The organism is Geomonas limicola (genome assembly GCF_014193675.1).
Classification (GTDB): domain Bacteria; phylum Desulfobacterota; class Desulfuromonadia; order Geobacterales; family Geobacteraceae; genus Geomonas; species Geomonas limicola.
In genome coordinates, this window is sequence record NZ_BLXZ01000002.1 from 183,804 (window position 1) to 202,312 (window position 18,509).

Below are 18,509 nucleotides of genomic sequence, written 5' to 3' on the forward strand. Positions count from 1 at the left end.
TTACCAAGTCCAGAAGATCACGACGAAATTCCCCCCATGAGAGCACGCCCCGCCCGATCCTGATGGGACGCTTTTCACCTGGCGGCCTGTGCAGATTTTGATCAGCTTGGTGCCTACGCTGCACAGACCTTCCGGCAGCCTGCCTCGACCTGCCAACGATTCGGCCAAGTTACCTTGGCACACCAATCGCACTTCAGCGCAGGCGCCCATCCGGGCAGCTGTTGCGCAACCGTCGGGAGTCTCCCGACCTTCCCCCCTTGGAGGAGATCATGAAGTTTATCCCCCACCTTAGGCGCCTGGCCGGTGCACTGCTCGTGGCCACCCTTGCCGCTACTCCCGTCCTGGCCAGCCAGGGATCGATGCACCGCCTGCATGATCACGTGCCGAGCAACGCACTCGCAAAGGCCAGGTGGCTCTCGAGGATGCCTGCTGCGAGCGAGGTTTCGCTGGTTTTCTCGCTCCCCTTGCGCAACCAGCAGGAGCTGGACCAGCTCCTCAAACATCTCTACGACCCCAACGACCCGCAGCACGGCAAGTACCTGACGCCCCAGGAGTTCACCGAGCGGTTTGCCCCCACCCAGGCCGACTACGACGCGGTCGCCGAGTATGCCCGCAGCATCGGGCTGCGCGTTACCGCCAGCCATGCGAACCGGCTCCTCCTGGATGTGGCAGGGCCTGCGGAAAAGGTGGAGGGGGGCTTCGGGCTGCAGCTGCACCACTACCAGGGTGCCGACGGCCGGAAGTTCTACGCCCCCGACCAGGACCCGGCGGTTCCCGAGGGGATTGCCGCGCGGGTGAACGGGGTGGTCGGGCTGGACAGCGCCACCTCCTGGCACGCCCACAGCAACTACCACGCGGCCGGCACCACCGCCATGGCCACCCCCTACCAGATCGGTAGCGGCCCGGGCGGCGGTCTCACCCCGAGCAACATCCGCAGCGCCTACAACCTCGCCAACGTCGCCGCCACCGGGAGCGGGCAGGTACTGGCCCTGTTCGAGCTGGACGGCTACAACCCCAGCGACGTCGCCTACTACGCGAAGTACTTCGGCCTCCCTGCAGTCCCGCTGCAAAACGTGCTGGTGGACGGTTTCTCCGGCGCACCAGGGACCGGGGCGTCTGAGGTTACGCTCGATATCGAGCTGCAGCTGGCCCTGGCTCCCGGGGTCAGCAAGATCCTGGTCTACGAGGGGCCCAACTCCAACAAGGGGGTGCTCGACACCTACAACCGGATCGCCACCGACAACCTCGCCAAGCAGATCAGCACCTCATGGGGTCTCAGCGAAGGGCAGAGCAGCCAGAGCGTGATCGCCAGCGAAAACGCCATTTTCCAGCAGATGGCAGCCCAGGGGCAGACCCTCTACGCCGCGGCCGGCGACAGCGGCGCCTACGACAACGGCAGCACCCTGAGTGTCGACGATCCCGCCTCGCAACCGTACGTGGTGGGGGTGGGGGGAACCCGGCTCGCCGTGGCCAGCGGCCAGAGCTACCTGCGCGAATCGGCCTGGAACACCAACAACACCGTGGCGGGCGGCGCGGGGGGCGGCGGCGTGAGCGCGCTCTGGAGCATCCCCTCCTGGCAGCAGGGGGTCCGCAACCTGGCCTCCTCGGTGATGCGCAACGTTCCGGATGTCGCGCTCAACGCGGACCAGGGGACCGGGTACTCCATCTACTTCCAGGGTGGCTGGTACATCTTCGGCGGCACGAGCTGCGCCTCGCCCTTGTGGGCCGCCTTCACGGCGCGGGTGAACCAGTTGCGCAGCGCCGCCGGTCAGGGCCCCCTGGGGTTCGCGAACCCGGTGCTCTACCAGTTGGCGGCCGGTTCGGGGTACCAGGGAAGCTTCCACGACGTCGCCGACAGCACCACCAACCTCTACTACCCCGCCATCACCGGCTACGACAACGCGACTGGCTGGGGCTCCTTCAACGGCGCTAACCTGTTGGCGGCGCTCGCCCCCACCACGACCGTCCCCAGCGCCCCGGCCCCCCCCGCCGCCCCGAGCGGCCTGAGCGCCGTCGCTGGCAATGCCACGGTCACCCTCGCCTGGGGCGCGGTCTCGGGAGCGACCAGCTACAGTGTCTACCGCGGCAGCGCGCCTGGCGCCGAGGGTACCACCCCGATCGCGACAGGACTGGGCATCACCGGCTACAGCGATACCAGGGTGAGCAACGGGACCAGGTACTACTACAAGGTCTCCGCCACTAACGGCGGCGGGACGTCCCCGCTCTCCAGCGAGGTTTCGGCAACGCCGAGCACCCCGGTTGTCCCTGCCCTTTCCATCACCTCGGGACCGACGGCAAGCACCGCCCCCAACACCGTGCTGATCCAGTGGAGCACCAACCTCGCCTCGAACGCGGTGCTGCGCATCGGCACCTCGGCGACCAACCTCAGCAACACCTTCTCGGCGAGTACCCTCAGCACGACCCACGCCTTCAAGCTCTCCGGGGTCGCCCGGCGCACCACCTACTACTACCAGGTCTCCTCGACCGCCGCGGGAGCTACGGTGAGCTCGCAGGTGAAATCGTTCGTCGGACAGTAAGGGCGCGACCGAGGGGCAAGCGGCCCGAGAAGCTTCTGCACCGTGAAGCAGAGAAGAACACAAAGGGGGGACCGGTCTCGGTCCCCCCTTTGCGCGTCGTCATTCCGAGGCCGGCCCGGAACTCCCACCTGACGCCCTGCACCAAACCCCTCCACCTGAGCACTACGGGAGAGCGCCCGCCCCCCTTTACAAACGAAGCCACTTCGGCCCACCATGAAGAAAAAACCAGCACTGTTCCGGTTAGCAGACGGGGGAAAGGAGATGGCAAGAAGACTATTTATCGCAGCCATAGAGAAGAACTCGGGCAAGACCACCACGAGCATCGGGCTCATGCACCTTGCCCTGAAGAAATACCGGCGCGTCGGCTACCTGAAGCCGTTCGGCGGGCAGACCGTCGAGTTTCACGGGCGGACCATCGACAAGGACGTGGCACTCATGGCCCAGGAGTTCGACCTGAGCTTCGACCTGAAGACCATGTCGCCGGTGGTGCTCAGTCACGAGATCACCCACCAGGTGGTGGACGGGGTAGTCGATCCCGAGGCATTAACGGAGCGCATCGTGAAGGCCCTGGCGCAGCTGGAGGAGCGCTGCGAGCTGGTGTTCATCGAGGGGTCCGGGCACCCGGGCGTCGGCTCCATCCTCAAGATCTCCAACGCGCGCATCGCGCACCTGCTCGAGGCGCCGGTGCTCCTGGTGACCGGTGGGGGCCTGGGCGACGTGGTGGACCGGCTCGCCCTGATCCAGGCCTTCTTCGACAAGGAAGCGGTCGACCTCAAGGCCATCCTGGTCAACAAGCTCTTTGCCGACAAGCGGGAGCGGACCCTGGACTACCTGCGCCGCGCGCTCGCGGGAGAGAGCTACCGGGTTCTGGGTGGCTTCGACTACCAGCGGATCCTGGCCAACCCGACCCTGCGCCGCATCTCCACCCTGCTCAACCTGCCGGTTCAGGGGAATTCCAACGAGCTGGACCGGATCATCTACCGCGTCCTGGTGGGTGCCGCCTCGACCCAGCGCTTCCTGGAACTCCTCACCGAGCCCTCGCTCATCATCGTCAACAGTAGCCGCAACGAACTCCTGGTCACCCTGGCGCACCTCTACCAGATCCCGGAGTACCACCGGCTCATCGTGGGGCTGGTGATCTCCGGCAGTGCCGAGGTGAACAGCATCAGCCGGCAGATCCTGGAACAGAGCCGGATCCCCTTCCTGCGCGCCCGTGGGGGCGTCTCGGCCGACCTGTACCAGACCATCAACAAGGACGTCAGCAAGACGGTTGCCGAGGACCGGGAAAAAATCGATCTGATCCGCTCCCTTGCCGATAAGACGCTGGATTTCGCTGCCATCGAGCAGCTCTTTTCGGTATAATGCCGGCGCCGAAACCTCGGCAGAAAGGAACCACATGTCAGAGCACAGTCCGCGCCACACGGCGGTGGTAGGGTGCCTGGTGCGCAACGCGGCGAACCAGGTGCTGTTGATCAAGCACTGCAAGAGAGGCTGGGAGATCCCGCAGGGGCGCGTGGAGGAAGGCGAGAACCTCATCGAGGCCTTGCGCCGCGAGGTGCTGGAGGAGGCCGGGGTGGAGATCGAGCCCGGAGCACTGGCCGCCGTCTGGTCCATGCTCTCCCCCCCCGCCGCGCTCATCTTCACCTTCCTGGGGCGCCACCTGTCGGGAGAGCTGAGCTGCAGCGACGACAGCGTGGATGCTGGGTGGTTTTCCGAGGAGCAGGCGCTCGACCAGGTGACCGGCGAGGTCATGCACGACCGGCTCAGGGTGCTCCTCGACTACCGCGACACCACGGTCTACCGGGCCTACACCACCCGCCCCTACCAGGTCCAGCTGGAAACCTCCCTGGCCCCCCGCTGACCCCTTGGTATGCCCCGGCCGGGCGGGTCTGTCACCCTGCCCGGCCGGCTGCCCCACTCATTGAGGCACCCGCCACTGAAAGCAGCGTCCCCCCGCGTTGACTTGCCCGAATCAGCATCTATAGTTTTGACCGAGTGCCGCAGACTGTGTGATCTCTCAGCGCCAGCCTGCCGGACCAGATCAATCAAGCGGAGGTCGCAATGACAATGAAAAATATCCTGATAGGGTGCTCGCTCGTCGCTCTGAGTAGCGCCAGCGCCTGGGCCGAGGGTTCCAGCCAGCGGGCCTGGGCCGAGATAAAGGATGCCTCGGGAAAAACCGTCGGCGCCGCGGTGCTGACCGAACAGCACGACGGCGTGCTGATCAACCTGAAGGTCTCCGGACTCAAACCCGGCGCGCACGCCTTCCACGTGCATGAAACCGGCGAGTGCACTGGTCCCGACTTCAAGTCGGCCGGGGGGCACTTCAACCCCTTCCACAAGCACCACGGCACGAAGAACCCGGAAGGGAAACACGCCGGCGACATGCCCAACCTCGAGGTGCAGCCCGACGGCAGCGCCAAGGCGTCCGTAGTGGCCGAGGGGACCACGCTGGCTCCGGGAGCAGCCTCGCTGCTCAAGCCGGGTGGCACCGCCCTGATCATCCACGCAAGCCCCGACGACAACGTAAGCGACCCGGCCGGCAACGCCGGCGCCCGGGTGGCCTGCGGTGTCATCCGCGCCAAGGCCGAATAGTCTGAAAAGACACCCCTGCCTCAAAAGAAAAGGGCCCGGAAATTCCGGGCCCTTTTCTCGTCTGTCATAACACTCGCTCTTATCTTTTCACCAGCTGCAAGACCGGCCGTTTTACCACAACCGGCTCTCTGCGCGTTACCGGCTCAGCGGTAGGCGGACCGTCCGTGCCAGTGGCCACCCGCACCAGTTCAGTGCACTCCTGCATCAGGTGGGCAAGTTCTCCGTTCTCGCCGAAGACCCTGGTGTAAAAGATGTTCTCCATGACATGCATCCTGCCCAGCGGTGTCTTGGCCCTGCGCAGTTGTGCATCGATATTCCACTGCATCTGCTGGAACTTGAGTGTCTGCTCCGGATTTCTGCCAATACAGGCATCTTGCAAAGCTTGCTCTGCCAGTTCCTCGAATCGCTGCGGATCTTTCTTGTACAGTTCACTCATCTCTTCGGGCGTATATGAACTCAATCCCGACTTGGAATCTGCTTTCACGGGGCACCTCCCGACCGTGATTCGCACCTATCTGGCGAATCGGTACAGCTTGTTATGAGGGGAGTATAACATTCGCCACATTTAAATAACAACCATTGTTTTGTTAGAGAGCTTCTCGTGAGCTTTTGTAAGTTGACTCACTCAGAAAATCCTGTTCGGCCTCGGTCCAATGAGAGAAACCGGTTTTGACTGCAGATCATCAGGCGGCACTCCGTGGCCAACCGCTGCACGATCTGCCGGTGCAGGGATCAAACAACCCGCGGGAGTGATTCCATCCGCCTTTTCCACTCTAGTTGGATCTATGAGTTTCCTGATCATATTAGTTTAATGACATTATTGGCGACGGATCCACTGTTATAATGAGCATTCCCCATCGTTGGTACTGGATATACTGCATAATTGTCTACCTGGAATAGATTGCTTGTTACGATACAAACTCCTATACTATGTGGGTAGCCAAGCTGTTATGGCGATTGGAGGTATCAACCATGAGGAACATCAAGAGGATGTTGTTAAGAACTCTTGCAATAGCTGCGTTTTCCGGTCTGACCATGGGTGGCAGCACTGCGCTGGCAACCATGGACACCGGGGCGGGCGGCCACGGCCACCCCGGTGTGACCGATGATTCGCGCGGTTCCGGAGGTGGGAGCATCAACCCCGGATCCGACAGCAACAACGACAACCCGAGCTCTCCGAGCTCGGACTACTACCAGGGAAACACCGCCCAGCCGGATTATTACCAGGGAAGCACCGACCAGTCCGGCTCCGGCTCGGCCACGGGCGGTTCCGTCGAAGACCAGGTGATCACCCACGACCGTGGCACCACGGTGAACGGGACCTTCTGGCCCGACTATTCCCACGAGGTTGGCCCGGGAGGTGCCGGCTACTGGTCGAAATAGCCCCGGCAGACTCGTCGAAACAAGTTGGGCGCCCGGTGGGCGCCCTTTCTTTTTGTCCGCTTTTGGGATTCCCCACCCTGGCTAGAAGAACCAGGTATCCGGAACAACCGGTACCGGGTAGAGCCTCGCCGACTCCGGCGCCTCTGGGTCGAGCCCGTTCAAGACCAGGAGAAAAGCGTCACGTGCCGAACTGCCTGCCAGCCGCCGGTCCAAGTCGATGGCAATCCCGCACAGCAGTTCCGGGTCGAGCGGCGCCGGGTAGCGCAGGCATTCCCGGCCGTAGGCCCACAAGAGGTCGTCGAACTGGTCCACCGGCAGCCCGGAGAGCTGCGCCACCAAGTCGTAGCCCGCGAGCGCGGCGGAGCGCAACTCCAAGAGGGCGGCCTCGGACAACAGGGCACCCGAGAGGATCGCGCCTTGGGTTGCAGCATCGGCGCCAACCAGGCCGCTACGCAGCGCCATGGTGTAGAGGACGTGGTCCAGCGGCACCTTCATCTGCTCCGGGTCGCGCACGGTGAGGAGCCCCCTTCTCCTCAGCAACTTCACCAGGAGAAAACTCTTCTTCTCCAGCGGGTCGGCATAGGCCTTAATCTCCGCGAGCCTGGCCAGGATCCCGCCCCCTGCGCTGCGCCTGAGACACCCCCCGGCCTCGCGGAACAGGTTGTCCAGGTCTCCCCCGTAGCGCTCGAGCAGCAGACCCGCGGCATCGCGCACCAGGTCCGCGCGCCGCGCCATCCCCACCGGCAACCATCCCTCAGCATTCCTGAAGATCGAGGCGAGTTCCTGCTCCGCTACCCCCACCAGGTACTGCGGGGTGAAGAGATCCGGAGCGCGCTTGGCAGCCTCTTTGGCCAGCGCGTACATGAGATCCGAGCCGTGCAGGAAGGTCCCGTGCAGTTCGGCCTGGTACCTCTCGGCACCATGGGTGTTGTGGTCGATGGCGGCCAGGAAGAAGATGAAGTGCCGCTCGCGGAAGGGGTCCTCCGGAAACGGGGTGAGCCCTGCGAAGTCGTCCGGCCGGTAGGTAAGCCTCGCGAGGGACGCGGCGACCGACCGGGCCCGACGCTCGTTTACCGTGAACTGTGCCATGTGATGCCCCCGTACTGGAGCGTGCTTCGGCGTTTCCGGCGCGACGCTCCATCGCCGCCAAGCTTGCCACACCACGACGCCTTGGCAACAGTTCGTGGTGCGGGTGCCTCAGTTTCAGCAGCGGCAGCCAGCTGAAAATGAGTTTCCCAGGCATTGTCCTACTCATGCTATCATTGTTTCAGCGGAGCGCTGCACAGTCACTGCTCCGATTGCTCATACTTGTCACGACAGCTGCCGCAGCACTCCGTTACTCAACGCTGCCGGGTCGATACAGGAACGAGGGTCAGCCATGCCAACCGGAAGGCCCCGACAAAGCTTCACGCAGCGCAGCATTGCTGCCCAATGGCACGAACTCCACCATCACTATCCCCGTAGCGCCAGCCTGCTTACTGTAGCCATCGTCCTGGCCCTCCTCGCCGACCTGTGCATCATCTTCCAGCAGTACCGGCTCAGTCACCAAGAAGCACAGCTCACCGTGGCCGCCGCCCGCGCCGAAGAGCAGCGCAGTGCCCTCGATGGGCAACGCGACACCGACCTGGCACAGGCCCGAGCTTTATTGCCGCGCCGGGACGCCATCGTGGCCAAGGAGCTGCACCTGAGCGTTGATCGTCGGCAGGGGGTCATGTACCTGATGCGCGACCGGGCCATCTTGCGCGAGATGCCGGTGTACCTTGGCCCGGAGCTGGCCGCGCGCCCCGACGACCCGGCTCCTGCGCTGAAGACCCGGCGGGTACAGCGCCTGATCGATACTTCCGGGCCGGTCGGCGTCGACTCCGCGCCACCGGCAACCGGCGCACCTGACGCGACCGGCGTCGAGCCGCTGGCCTTCCAGCTGAGTGGAGGGGTACTGCTGTACAGCCTGCCGGATACCGGCTTTTCCCAGGACACCCTCCCGCCCAGGGGGGTGCGCCTCGACCCCGGCGACCTGGCGTCAATGAAGGAGGCGTTACACCCCGGCCTGCGGGTGTACTTCTACTGACATGGAAGGATACGCACTGCGACAGCACCAGGTATTGACTTCACGCCCTGCGAGCTTTTGGCGTCTGGGGGGCGGCTGGTACCTCGCGCTCTTGCTGATCCTCGCCTGCTTCGGGGCCGCACTGTTCCTGGACACTGCCACCCTGGAGATCCGTCGCGACCTGGCACGCCTCGCACTCGGTGACCGGCTTGCCGAACTGGACGGAGCCCGGCGCGAGGCGGTGGTCGCGCGGCAGCTGCTGCGCGACGCGAACGTGCAACCCAACCAGGGTGCCTACCTGGTAGTCAGCATCACCGACCGGCGCATTTGGTACAAGGAGAGGGGGAGCGTCCTTTTCACGACCGGCATCGCCACCGGTTCCGGCAAGACCCTGGTCAAGGAGGAGGGTGACCGCTTCTGGAAGTTCGACACGCCGCGCGGCCGGCTCAGCGTCACCAGCAAGGAGCTGGATCCCTGGTGGGTCCCGCCCGACTGGTTCTACCTGGAGCATGCCCGCACGAAGCGCCTGGCGCTTTTGCACCTGTCACGCAGGAAACCCCTGGCGTTGGCTGATGGGTCGCTGTTGAAGGTGGAGGGTGCGGACGTGGTCCGCCGGTATCCGGATGGGGAGCGGGTGGTACTTCAGGCCTCGGAGGAGAAGGACATCGTGGTGAACGGCAAGCTGCTGGTTCCGCCCCTGGGCACCAACCAGCGGCGCTTCGACAAGGTACTGGGGAGCCATCGGCTGAACCTGGAGAGCGGCTACGCGCTGCACGGCACCAACCGCCCCGAGACGATCGGGCAGGCGGTGAGCCACGGCTGCGTGCGGCTCACCAACGAGGACATCGCCAAACTGTACCAGATGGTCCCGGTCGGCACGCCGGTTTTTCTCTACTAGAGCAGCCAACCGAGCCCGGGGAGGAACCAGTCATGTTCCGACTGACCTGCCGCAGGGGATTTCTGAAATCGTCGTTGTACTTCGCTTCCACGCTGTTCTGCGTCAAGCCGGCGCTCGCCAGGGTGTTCGACGGGCGCCCCAAGGCCCCGGAGGGGAAGCTGTCGCTGCACAACCTGCACAGCGACGAGCGGCTCACGGTCACCTTCCGCAACGAGCAGGGGATCTACGACTCGGAGGCGCTCAAGGCCCTGAACTGGGCGCTGCGCTGCCCGATCAGCAACGAGACCACCGAGATGGACCTCAGGGTCATCGAGTACCTGCACCGGCTGGACCTGGCCCTGGGGGGCGGCCGCGAGATCCAGATCATCTCCGGGTACCGCTCCCCCAGCTACAACCGCCAGCTGCGCAGCGCCTCGCACGGCGTGGCCCGCCACAGCTTCCATATGAAAGGTAAGGCGATCGATTTCGCGGTCGCCGGCATCGGACTGGACCTGCTCAAGCGCACCGCCCGCGCCAACGCCCCGGGTGGCGTCGGCTACTACCCCAAGGCCGGATTCGTGCACATCGATTCGGGTCCCTTCCGCAGCTGGTGAGCGCCCACCGTTACAGCTGCTTGCCTGCCGCGCCGCGTCCCTCGGAGGGGGCCTGCCGGTTGCAGAGCGCAGCGCGGTTCGGAAAAGCCTCACCCCTTGTCGGGGAGGCTATCGGCGAACGACCTGCCAACCGCCAGCCAATCGCCCAGGTTCGTTTCCACCTCCAGCGCCTCGCGTCCCACCATCACCCACCCCTTCATCTGCTTCCCGGTCACCTCGAAGGGACGGACCTCCCCCTGGACCAACTTTTGGTTGGCCAGCTCCGGTCCGGTACGCACGATCAGGTACTCCTGCCAGATGCCGAAGCACATCGTGCCGCGGGTCAGGTAGCAGAGCGCGCCGAACATCTCCCTTTTCTCTATGTCCGTCCAGGACTGGATCAGTCCGTCGATGCTGGTTTCCACCTCTTTGCTGTAGGTCATCGCCAACCTCCTTGTGCAGCTGCGCCGTCGGAACACAAAGGGCCGCCCATCAGCCTAAGATGGGCGGCCCGGGAAGGTCTGCTGCGTCTGGCGGGGCTCACCCCGCGATCTTCTTGACCCAGGCCGTATAACGGTCCATCCAGTCCTGGAGGAACTTCCGGGTCCCGTCGCTGGCGATGTTGCCCGAGGCGTCAAAGAACCCTTCTTTCACGAACAGGTACACCTCGGGCTGCCCCAGGGTCGGGACGTCGAGGTAGGCAAGGATGCTGCGCAGGTGCGTCTGGGCGACCGCGGTACCGATGGTGCCGATGGAGGCGCCGACGATGCCGGCGGGCTTGCCAGCCCAGGCGTTTTGTCCGTAGGGGCGCGAGGCGTTGTCCAGGGCGTTCTTCAGTACCCCCGGGATCGAGCGGTTGTACTCCGGGGTCGCGAAGAGCAGGGACTGCGCGGCCGCGAGCTCCGCCTTGAACCTCGTTACCTGCTCCGGCGGGTTGGGGTCGTTGTCCTGGTTGTAGAGGGGAAGATCACCGATCTCCAGGTACCTGAAGGTGAACTCCTTGGGGGCGAGTTGCTCGAGAGCACGGGCCAGCTTGCGGTTGATCGAGTCCTGGCGCAAGCTCCCCACTACTACGGCGACGGTATATTGAGTCATGGCAGATTCCTTTCTGGAAGTAATGGCTTAAATGATCTTTAAGCTGTACAACTTTACCCCCCCGGTCAAGTCCGGTCAAATGTCATAAGGGAAGTTTTTCCACCAGAAGAGGACTGCGCTCTACAAGTCGAGATCACTTTCTCAGTGCGGTGCGCCAGTGGTACAGTTTGCCTCGCAGCTCAGCCGCCAGATCCACCCAATGGCACGGTAACAGCTCGGTCAGGTGCTTGTGCATCCTCAGGCGCACGGCAAGTTTCCCCTTCAGATTCAAGGGGACGTAGTAGCGCGGCAGGGTCACCGGGACGAAGGCGTGGTTTCTCTTGAATTCGCCCAGTCCCCGGCGCCCCCAGGTACTGTAGGTCAGGTAGGGGACCTGTCGCTCCGAGCAGAGCTCCACCACCTTGGCGAGGAGCGCGTTGGAGGGGGCCTTATCCTTGTGACCCAGCCGGGCGATCAGCTTGACGATGTGGGACACCCCCTGGTCGTGCACCACCTTGGCAAAGCCGATCAGCTCCTCGCGGTGGAAGGCGCCGATAAAGTCGCTACGTTCCAGGAACCGGGCATGCTCCTGCCAGAGCGTATCCAGGCTCTGCCCGTGGTAGCTGAGCGGCTGCCCCTGGCGCAGGGGGTGCTCGTCGTAGAGCTCCTTGATCTGCCCCATGAGCGTACGGTCGAAGGGAACCAGGCGGAGTTCGACCTCGCACTTTTGGGCCTTGCGGATCCGGTTGCGCTCCTGGGTCTTGATCCGGTTCTCCCACCAGTCCCGGTAGCTGGTGAGCTGCAAAAGCGCCAGGGCCTCAGGCTCGTAGGGAAAGTCGAACCTGGGGGCGGTGTCGGTCACCCCCTTCTGGAGAAAACTGAAGAGATCCGCCACGATCCCCTGCAGCCTGAACTCCTCGAGAACCGGGTAGGGGTCTTCCACCCATTCGGGAAATTCCAGCCGGGCGATCCGGGGGAAGTGTCCGGTCACCCAAAGATGCCAATCGCTCAGGTGTGCGGTCATCGCGACTCCTCTTTCCGCGCTTACCGGGAGTGCCAGGCTCTTCCGGGAAACCATCCCGCCGGGGGCGGCGCCGGTCTCCCTCCCGGCCGGGGTCACTTGACGCGGAAGCCCTGCTCCTTCAGCAAGACAGCCAGGCGGTTCTCGTCGTAGCCGTCCATCCGCTTGTCGCCGACGATGAAGATCGGCACCCCTACCCCCTTGAGCGTCTGGAAATCCCGTTTCCCCTTCTCCGTCTTGAAGATGTCGTACTCCACGAAGGGTACCTGGTGCGCGGTCAGGTACTTTCTGGCCTGCGCACAGTAAGGACAGCCGGTCCTGGTATAGACCACGACCCTGCCGGGGCCCTCGTCTCGCTTGACCTGCGCCCCTCCCGAACAGCCATAGATGAAAAGTGCCGTCACCAGGATCAAGAACAGCCTGACATAGCCACGGCCATACCATCTTGCAGGGTTGCGATCTGCCATGAGTTCCCTCCCGTTACTGCTGTCCACGCTGCCCCAGTAGTGCCGCTCCTCCAACCACTGCCTGTCGCCGGCGCCCGGCTGAGCAAAGCCCCCCCATTTATGAGCCAGGCATAATGTTGCCACAGCAATCGAAGATGGCAAATGGCTCTATTCTCGGCGTGGCGAGGGGCTCCGGCAGGTGCTCGCCGGCAGGGGGCAACGACCTCCCACCTTCTCGCTCGGGACAGCCAGTGTCCGGGTAGCCAAGGCCAATGGCACGGTACGGCTTCTTGCCGGAAACGATATCTACCCGTAGTTGTTACCTTTTGAGACGCAGTCGTTGTTTCACAAGGACACAGCACGGGACAAAATGACCCATTGCAGAACGGGTCGTTTCCGGGCGCCCCTTGAAACCATTGGAGAAAATGAGCGGGGGATCATTGGCACCGATTATGCTGCCACAGCTGCACCGGCAGGTATCGGCAATCGTACACAGGAGGTGACCGCGATGATCAATTGTCAGGTGTTTCATCCCGAAACGGCACGTGGCGAAGAGCAGGTTTCCCTTAACTTCTGGGGCAACAAGCCCGCGGTACCACCGCTTACTACCGAAGCGGTAGTGTCGGTGGTCTACCTGGTGGACGACGAGGCGGTCTACCTGGGCGGCGCGAAGCTACCCAATTAACCGACTCCTCTCTCTGCTTGCTCGAGGCCAGCCCTGACGTCCGCAACGTCTTGGCTGGCCTTTTTTCGTCCTCAAGGTGGCAAAGTTGTCAAGCTGGCAATTGCGGCAAAGCTGACCCTATAATAAAGAAGCGCAAGCACGCTAACGGGAATCGGCGGGAGGGCTGAGCCGTCCGCCCGGCGGTTGTTCGACGGCCGCCACCCGGGGGAGGCAGAGTATGGCAAGAGAAGTCCTGAAAAACAAAGAGTTCGACCTGGTCAGCGTGATCTACAACGCATCGCAGGCCGTAGAAACCTGCAGCCAATACCTGCAGGACACCGAGGGCGACCAGGAGCTGGAACGCTTCTTCAACCAGGTCATCAACATCAACTCGGAACTGGTGCAGCAGGGCAGGCAACTTTTGAAAAAATGCATCGAGTGACCGAGCGGTCGCCGTGAGGACAACCTGAGACTGGCCATGAAAGGGCAGGCTGCTAACCCGGAAAGCAGACTGCCTTTTTTGCGTCCCGGGCGACGCGGTTGCCGCAGGGACCCGGCGGAAAAACCCGCGTCACTTTGAGATTTTTCTATCAAGAGGTGCCCGAGCTGCCGATAAGAGGACAAGGGAACCCGGTTCCCTGCGGCGTTCATCCCGTCCGGTGCGCCGCCACGACCTCATCAACCAGGAGAACATCCTTGGAAACGACGCAAACCTATTCAGTGCTGGTGGCCGACGACAACGTCCTCATCCGCAACATCGTCACCGACATGCTGCGCGGCATGGGGTTCGAGGTGCACGAGGCCGAAGACGGCCAGCAGGCCTTCGATCTCTACCGCTGCAACCACTTCCACATCGTGGTCACCGACTGGGTGATGCCCAACATGACCGGCCTGGAGCTGTGCAAGGCGATCCGCGGTGACAGCAGCAGCCGCGCCCACGCAGGCTATACCTATATCCTCATGCTCACCTCGCAGGACAGCAAGAACGACACCATCGCCGCCCTCGATGCGGGTGCCGACGAGTACCTGATCAAACCGGTGCACAAGCCGGAACTGCAGGCGCGCATCCGCACCGCCATGCGCATCATCCAGCTGGAGGCGATCCGGCAGTCCCACTTCGAGCAGGTCCAGAAGGCCTCGCTGGTGGACGTCTTGACCGGCGTGCACAACCGCAAATTCATGGAGGAGCGCCTCCCCCTCGAGGTCAAGCGGACCAACCGCTACCAGCGTCCCCTCTCCATCATGCTGATCGCCTTCAGGGACATCGACCGCTTCAGGAAGGAGAGCGGGATCTTCGTTACCGAGAAGATGCTGCAGGCGGTGGCGGCCATGCTGAGGGAATCGATCCGCGAGGAGGTCGACTGGGTGGCGCGTTGGAACGAGTACCAGTTCCTGGTGCTTTTGCCGGAGACCGACGTGAACAGCGCCGCCACCGTCGCCAAGCGGCTCAAGATCCGGATGAACCAGCTCACCGTTGAGGTCAACGAGGCGAGCTACAAGACGACCGCACTCTACGGGATCGTCGGTTTCACCGGCGACCAGGGGAAAAAGGAGCTCACCGTCGACCGGCTCATCGAGTTCGCCCAGCAGGCCCTCGAGAAGGCCGACCCGGAGACCCTGATCGGCGGGCTCAAGCTCGGCTGACCCCGCATCCACTCGAAATTCATAACTTTCCTGACGTTTACCCCTGTCGGTACGCTGCCCTATCGCGCTATAATAGATGCTGGCAGCAGGCTTGAGCCCTGCCAGCGTCACGGCTGCTCCGATCCAGGCACGAAAGACCGATGGAACGTAATCGCCCCACCTTAAAGACACTGCTCCTGTTTCTCGTTACCGGCTCCATCTGCGGTATTGCCTACCTCGACTACACCCTCGGCTTCGGCTTCAACCTGTTCCCGCTCTACCTGGTGCCCCTGGCGCTCATCGCCTGGTACCGGGGCCTGACCACGACACTCGTCACGGCAGCCTTGGCGGGATCGTTCATCATCTTCAAGTTCTTCTTCACCAAGGAACTCTACGCCCACCGTTTCTTCTGGTTCTGGGACGCCCTGGTTAAGTTCTCCCTGCTGTTCCTCTTCAGCTACGGTTTGTGGCGCCTGCGGCAGCTACTTATCCTGCAGCGTGAACAAAACGCCCAGCAGGTCACAGAGCTGAACCGCTCGCTTCAGCACCAGGTCGAGCAACTCACCGCAGCGAACCGCGAACTTGCCGAGGTGAGCTACACCATATCCCACGACCTGCGGGCTCCGCTGCGCCACATCGCCGGATTCGTCGAGCTGCTCAAGACGCACCACCCGGAGAACCTGGACCGGCAGGCGCAGCACTACCTGGAGGTGATCGGCGACGCCGCCCGGACCATGGGGAACCTGGTCGACGACCTCTTGGCCTTCACCCGCCTGGGAAGCAGCGAACTGGCCCGCAAAAACGTCGACCTGGCCCACCTGCTCCGCTCGGTGCTGCGCGAACTCGCGGAAACGACCCGGGAGCGGGAGATCGAATGGCAGATCGCTCACCTGCCGGTGGTGGTGGGGGATCCTGGGATGCTGCACCAGGTGCTCTACAACCTGGTCCACAACGCCCTCAAGTTCACCAGGCCGCGCAGGCCGGCACGGATCGAGATAGGGTGCCAGGAGCTTCCGGGGGAAAAGGTGATCTTCGTGCGGGACAACGGGGTGGGGTTCGACATGAGGTACCGGAACAAGCTGTTCGGCAGGTTCCAGCGACTGCACCCGGGGAGCGCGTTCGAAGGGACCGGGATGGGGCTCGCCAACGTGCAGCGCATCGTCGCCCGCCACGGCGGGCGGGTCTGGGCGGAAGGGGAACCGGACCAGGGCGCCACCTTCTGGTTCACGCTCCCCGGGTGACGGCGCCCGTTGGCTCCTTTAGGTGGGGGTCTGCTGCAGGCGGAAGGCGCCGGTTCCCTGCTGCAGGCGCTCCACCTGTTCGCTCAGCTCGTGGGCGCCGTTTTCCAGGAGGGTCGCGGCCTTCAGGCTGCGCTCGGCATCGCTGCTGATCTCGGCAACCGCCGCGGCGATGTAGCGGCTCCCCAGCGCCTGCTCCGCGCAGGCCCGCTCGATGCGCTGGGACATCGCGGTCACGTCGGTCATGGCCTGGGTGATGCAGTTTTCCACCTTGCTCTGCTCGCTGGTCGCCGACTGGAAGTGCGAGGCCAGGTCCTTCATGTCTTGGGCCGCCGCCATGATCGCCTCTTCGGCTGCCGCCTGCTCGCGAATGGATACCTCGATCCGCTCGGTCATCTCGGTGACCTGTTCCATGGCCTCCCTGATCTGCCCGGTCCCCTTGGCCTGTTCCTCGGTGGCGCTGGCGATCCCCCTCACGTGGCTGCGCGCGGTCACCACCCCCGCAACGATCTTCTCCAGCGCGGCGCTGGAACGCTGGGCCAAATCCTCCCCCGTCGCGATCTTGCCGTCAGCCTCCCGGATCGCCAGCACCGCACGCTCGGTCTCCTTCTGCACGTTCTTGATGAGCTCCGCGATCTCGTTGGTCGAGCTTGCCGTCTTGGCGGCCAGGGTCTTGATCTCTCCGGCAACCACCGCGAAGCCGCGACCGTGCACGCCGGCCTGCGAGGCTATGATGGCGGCGTTCAGGGCCAAGAGCGCGGTGCGCGAGGCGATGTCGTCGATGACCGAGGAGATCGCCCCGATCTCCCGGGTCCGGGCGGTGAGCGTCCCCACCACCTCGTTGGTGACCTGGGAGGACTCCTTGATCTCGTGCATCCCCTGGCGCATGGCGGACATCGCCTCGACCCCCTTCTGGGCGTCCTCCTCGACCTGGCCCGAGATCACCGCCGTCTGCAGTGCGTTCTCCTTCACGTTGCGGATGCTCGCCTCCATCTCCATGACCGACGAGGCGGTCGACAGGGAGGTGGTCACCAGGGCGCGGGTGTGATCGCCGATCTCGCGTGCGGCGGACGCGGTCTGCATGATGGAAGCGGTCACCTCCCCGATGAGCCCGGTGAGCCGCTCCGCGTTGGCCGCGATCTCCTCGCTGCTCGCCGTCATCTCGAGGAGCGCGGAGGAAGACTCCGAGGCCGAACGGGCCAGGTTTTCCGTTTCCGAGCCGACCTCCTTCGCCTTGGCGGCGATCTGCTCCACGTACGCCGAGGTCTCCTCCACCTTCCCCTGCTGGTGCTTGGCCACCGCCACCACGTGGACCGCTTCTTCGGACAGGCGCAGCGACATCCGCTGCAACTCCCCGGCGGTCCGGGTGACCCGGCTCACCATGCCGCACAGCCCGTCCACCATGACCTGGAGTGAGTTGAGGAGTTTCCCCGCCTCGTTCGACGCCCCGCTGGGGATCGCGACGCTCAGGTCGCCGCGGGCCACCGCCTGTGTCACGGAGACCGCGCTGCCGATAGGGGCCAACAGGCGCCGGGTCACCAGCACGGCACAGGCACAGGCAACCAGGGTGAGGGCGATGGCCAGCCCGATCGCCACCAGGCGGGTCCGCTCGAAGGAGCGCAGGAACTCCTCGGTCTTCACCCCGACGTAGATCGCGCCGATCACCTTGCCGCTGGCATCGCGCAGCGGATCGTAGGCGGTGAAGTAGGGAACGTTGAGAATGGGGGCGATACCGCGGTAGGAAGTCCCCTTGCCGAACACGGCGTCGTAGGCCGGGCCCTGCAGCCTGGTCCCCAGCGCCCGGCTGCCGTCGGCCTTGACCACGTTGGTGGCGACGCGCACGTCGTGCAGGAAGATGGTGGCGGTGCCGCCGCAGAGCTCGGCGACCTTGTCGGGGAGCTCGTTGTTGTCGTTGAGCGGGTAGTTGCCGGCTATCAGCCGGTTATCCACGATCCTGAGCTCCCCCTTTTGCTGCAGCAGTTCCCGGAACATGTTGATCCGGCTCTCCTGGGAGAGGGTCGCCACCCGCACCATCTCCTGGCGCATCTTCGCCATGCAGATGTAGGTGGTGACCGAGACGGCCGCCACGACGACGCCCACGGTAAGGAATGCTATTTTCTTGACGATGCTGGTTCCCACGGTTAATCCTCTTCTGAACTACGATAACTACCACATGGTGATCTTTAAGAAATCGTCGTGACTTTACTGAATAACATTAGATATTCTTTTGCAGTAACCCGGAAAAAGGCGTAAACATACAGTATATCAGGCGGTTATTATCATAATGCTTCAGAAAGAACAAGAAAAACATATATTGCGTATACGCAATAAAGAGAACCGGCAACCTGACGATACATGAAGAAACGCCAGACTCCCCCCGTTACCACGCTCGGCACGCTCGGCACGCGAGG

General features: G+C 63.6%; 19 protein-coding genes. 12 read left to right on the forward strand and 7 right to left on the reverse strand.

What is annotated here, in order from left to right:
• Nucleotides 1-269 precede the first annotated feature (269 nt).
• The 4 genes from H7688_RS04655 (at nucleotide 270) to H7688_RS04670 (ending at nucleotide 5,132) form a co-directional block, all read left to right on the forward strand.
• Nucleotides 270-2,537 carry a protease pro-enzyme activation domain-containing protein gene (locus tag H7688_RS04655; RefSeq protein WP_183359904.1) on the forward strand — a complete coding sequence of 756 codons (2,268 nt, stop codon included), beginning with the start codon at nucleotides 270-272 and terminating at the stop codon, nucleotides 2,535-2,537.
• Between the two features lie 261 nt (nucleotides 2,538-2,798).
• Nucleotides 2,799-3,899: an AAA family ATPase gene (locus H7688_RS04660; RefSeq protein WP_183359905.1), complete on the forward strand. Its 1,101-nt coding sequence runs from the start codon at nucleotides 2,799-2,801 to the stop codon at nucleotides 3,897-3,899.
• Nucleotides 3,900-3,933: 34 nt separating this feature from the next.
• Nucleotides 3,934-4,398 carry an NUDIX hydrolase gene (locus tag H7688_RS04665; protein ID WP_183359906.1) on the forward strand — a complete coding sequence of 155 codons (465 nt, stop codon included), beginning with the start codon at nucleotides 3,934-3,936 and terminating at the stop codon, nucleotides 4,396-4,398.
• A gap of 200 nt (nucleotides 4,399-4,598) precedes the next feature.
• On the forward strand, nucleotides 4,599-5,132 hold the full coding sequence (locus H7688_RS04670) for a superoxide dismutase family protein (RefSeq protein ID WP_183359907.1): 534 nt from the start codon (nucleotides 4,599-4,601) through the stop codon (nucleotides 5,130-5,132).
• 79 nt (nucleotides 5,133-5,211) lie between these two features.
• On the opposite strand, the gene H7688_RS04675 is transcribed toward H7688_RS04670, so the two are convergent.
• Entirely contained in the window at nucleotides 5,212-5,616 is a 405-nt protein-coding gene (locus H7688_RS04675) for a DUF3135 domain-containing protein (RefSeq protein ID WP_246329709.1), read from the reverse strand.
• Between the two features lie 488 nt (nucleotides 5,617-6,104).
• On the opposite strand from H7688_RS04675, the gene H7688_RS04680 reads away from it, so the two are divergent.
• Nucleotides 6,105-6,515 carry a hypothetical protein gene (locus H7688_RS04680; RefSeq protein WP_183359908.1) on the forward strand — a complete coding sequence of 137 codons (411 nt, stop codon included), beginning with the start codon at nucleotides 6,105-6,107 and terminating at the stop codon, nucleotides 6,513-6,515.
• Between the two features lie 81 nt (nucleotides 6,516-6,596).
• Here H7688_RS04680 and H7688_RS04685 read toward each other — a convergent pair whose 3' ends face one another.
• Nucleotides 6,597-7,604, reverse strand: a complete 1,008-nt coding sequence (locus tag H7688_RS04685; protein ID WP_183359909.1) for a queuosine salvage family protein — start codon at nucleotides 7,602-7,604, stop codon at nucleotides 6,597-6,599.
• Nucleotides 7,605-7,893: 289 nt separating this feature from the next.
• Between H7688_RS04685 and H7688_RS04690 the strand changes: the two genes are divergently transcribed.
• Genes H7688_RS04690 through H7688_RS04700 form a run of 3 tightly spaced genes read left to right on the forward strand, consistent with a single transcriptional unit; the run spans nucleotide 7,894 to nucleotide 10,053 of the window.
• A complete protein-coding gene (locus H7688_RS04690) occupies nucleotides 7,894-8,583 on the forward strand; it encodes a hypothetical protein (protein WP_183359910.1) in 690 nt (229 codons plus the stop codon).
• Nucleotides 8,584-8,617: 34 nt separating this feature from the next.
• Nucleotides 8,618-9,460, forward strand: coding sequence for a L,D-transpeptidase (locus H7688_RS04695; protein ID WP_183359911.1), 843 nt, complete (start codon nucleotides 8,618-8,620; stop codon nucleotides 9,458-9,460).
• A gap of 32 nt (nucleotides 9,461-9,492) precedes the next feature.
• Nucleotides 9,493-10,053, forward strand: coding sequence for a YcbK family protein (locus H7688_RS04700; RefSeq protein ID WP_183359912.1), 561 nt, complete (start codon nucleotides 9,493-9,495; stop codon nucleotides 10,051-10,053).
• An 89-nt stretch (nucleotides 10,054-10,142) separates the two neighbouring features.
• Here H7688_RS04700 and H7688_RS04705 read toward each other — a convergent pair whose 3' ends face one another.
• From H7688_RS04705 to H7688_RS04720, 4 genes are all read right to left on the reverse strand, one after another.
• A complete protein-coding gene (locus tag H7688_RS04705) occupies nucleotides 10,143-10,475 on the reverse strand; it encodes a TfoX/Sxy family protein (RefSeq protein WP_183359913.1) in 333 nt (110 codons plus the stop codon).
• Nucleotides 10,476-10,572: 97 nt separating this feature from the next.
• Nucleotides 10,573-11,127: an NADPH-dependent FMN reductase gene (locus tag H7688_RS04710; RefSeq protein ID WP_183359914.1), complete on the reverse strand. Its 555-nt coding sequence runs from the start codon at nucleotides 11,125-11,127 to the stop codon at nucleotides 10,573-10,575.
• Between the two features lie 133 nt (nucleotides 11,128-11,260).
• Nucleotides 11,261-12,130, reverse strand: a complete 870-nt coding sequence (locus H7688_RS04715) for a hypothetical protein (RefSeq protein ID WP_183359915.1) — start codon at nucleotides 12,128-12,130, stop codon at nucleotides 11,261-11,263.
• A gap of 92 nt (nucleotides 12,131-12,222) precedes the next feature.
• Complete coding sequence (locus H7688_RS04720; protein WP_183359916.1) at nucleotides 12,223-12,594, reverse strand: glutaredoxin family protein; 372 nt, start codon at nucleotides 12,592-12,594, stop codon at nucleotides 12,223-12,225.
• A 487-nt stretch (nucleotides 12,595-13,081) separates the two neighbouring features.
• Here H7688_RS04720 and H7688_RS04725 point away from each other — a divergent pair, with 487 nt between their 5' ends.
• The 4 genes from H7688_RS04725 to H7688_RS04740 all read left to right on the forward strand — a co-directional run bounded on the left by H7688_RS04725 (nucleotide 13,082) and on the right by H7688_RS04740 (nucleotide 16,101).
• Nucleotides 13,082-13,258, forward strand: coding sequence for a hypothetical protein (locus tag H7688_RS04725; protein ID WP_183359917.1), 177 nt, complete (start codon nucleotides 13,082-13,084; stop codon nucleotides 13,256-13,258).
• A 217-nt stretch (nucleotides 13,259-13,475) separates the two neighbouring features.
• Nucleotides 13,476-13,679, forward strand: coding sequence for a hypothetical protein (locus H7688_RS04730; protein ID WP_183359918.1), 204 nt, complete (start codon nucleotides 13,476-13,478; stop codon nucleotides 13,677-13,679).
• A 254-nt stretch (nucleotides 13,680-13,933) separates the two neighbouring features.
• Nucleotides 13,934-14,881: a GGDEF domain-containing response regulator gene (locus H7688_RS04735; RefSeq protein ID WP_183359919.1), complete on the forward strand. Its 948-nt coding sequence runs from the start codon at nucleotides 13,934-13,936 to the stop codon at nucleotides 14,879-14,881.
• 140 nt (nucleotides 14,882-15,021) lie between these two features.
• Nucleotides 15,022-16,101 carry a sensor histidine kinase gene (locus tag H7688_RS04740; RefSeq protein ID WP_183359920.1) on the forward strand — a complete coding sequence of 360 codons (1,080 nt, stop codon included), beginning with the start codon at nucleotides 15,022-15,024 and terminating at the stop codon, nucleotides 16,099-16,101.
• A gap of 18 nt (nucleotides 16,102-16,119) precedes the next feature.
• Here H7688_RS04740 and H7688_RS04745 read toward each other — a convergent pair whose 3' ends face one another.
• Entirely contained in the window at nucleotides 16,120-18,237 is a 2,118-nt protein-coding gene (locus H7688_RS04745; RefSeq protein WP_183359921.1) for a methyl-accepting chemotaxis protein, read from the reverse strand.
• Nucleotides 18,238-18,509: the final 272 nt, after the last annotated feature.

Bases quoted from the DNA above. Each gene is read 5' to 3' on its own strand.
- H7688_RS04655 (WP_183359904.1), top strand. From the start codon at position 270: ATGAAGTTTATCCCCCACCTTAGGCGCCTGGCCGGTGCACTGCTCGTG.
- H7688_RS04660 (WP_183359905.1), top strand. From the start codon at position 2,799: ATGGCAAGAAGACTATTTATCGCAGCCATAGAGAAGAACTCGGGCAAG.
- H7688_RS04665 (WP_183359906.1), top strand. From the start codon at position 3,934: ATGTCAGAGCACAGTCCGCGCCACACGGCGGTGGTAGGGTGCCTGGTG.
- H7688_RS04670 (WP_183359907.1), top strand. From the start codon at position 4,599: ATGACAATGAAAAATATCCTGATAGGGTGCTCGCTCGTCGCTCTGAGT.
- H7688_RS04680 (WP_183359908.1), top strand. From the start codon at position 6,105: ATGAGGAACATCAAGAGGATGTTGTTAAGAACTCTTGCAATAGCTGCG.
- H7688_RS04685 (WP_183359909.1), bottom strand. From the start codon at position 7,604: ATGGCACAGTTCACGGTAAACGAGCGTCGGGCCCGGTCGGTCGCCGCG.
- H7688_RS04690 (WP_183359910.1), top strand. From the start codon at position 7,894: ATGCCAACCGGAAGGCCCCGACAAAGCTTCACGCAGCGCAGCATTGCT.
- H7688_RS04700 (WP_183359912.1), top strand. From the start codon at position 9,493: ATGTTCCGACTGACCTGCCGCAGGGGATTTCTGAAATCGTCGTTGTAC.
- H7688_RS04705 (WP_183359913.1), bottom strand. From the start codon at position 10,475: ATGACCTACAGCAAAGAGGTGGAAACCAGCATCGACGGACTGATCCAG.
- H7688_RS04710 (WP_183359914.1), bottom strand. From the start codon at position 11,127: ATGACTCAATATACCGTCGCCGTAGTAGTGGGGAGCTTGCGCCAGGAC.
- H7688_RS04715 (WP_183359915.1), bottom strand. From the start codon at position 12,130: ATGACCGCACACCTGAGCGATTGGCATCTTTGGGTGACCGGACACTTC.
- H7688_RS04720 (WP_183359916.1), bottom strand. From the start codon at position 12,594: ATGGCAGATCGCAACCCTGCAAGATGGTATGGCCGTGGCTATGTCAGG.
- H7688_RS04725 (WP_183359917.1), top strand. From the start codon at position 13,082: ATGATCAATTGTCAGGTGTTTCATCCCGAAACGGCACGTGGCGAAGAG.
- H7688_RS04730 (WP_183359918.1), top strand. From the start codon at position 13,476: ATGGCAAGAGAAGTCCTGAAAAACAAAGAGTTCGACCTGGTCAGCGTG.
- H7688_RS04740 (WP_183359920.1), top strand. From the start codon at position 15,022: ATGGAACGTAATCGCCCCACCTTAAAGACACTGCTCCTGTTTCTCGTT.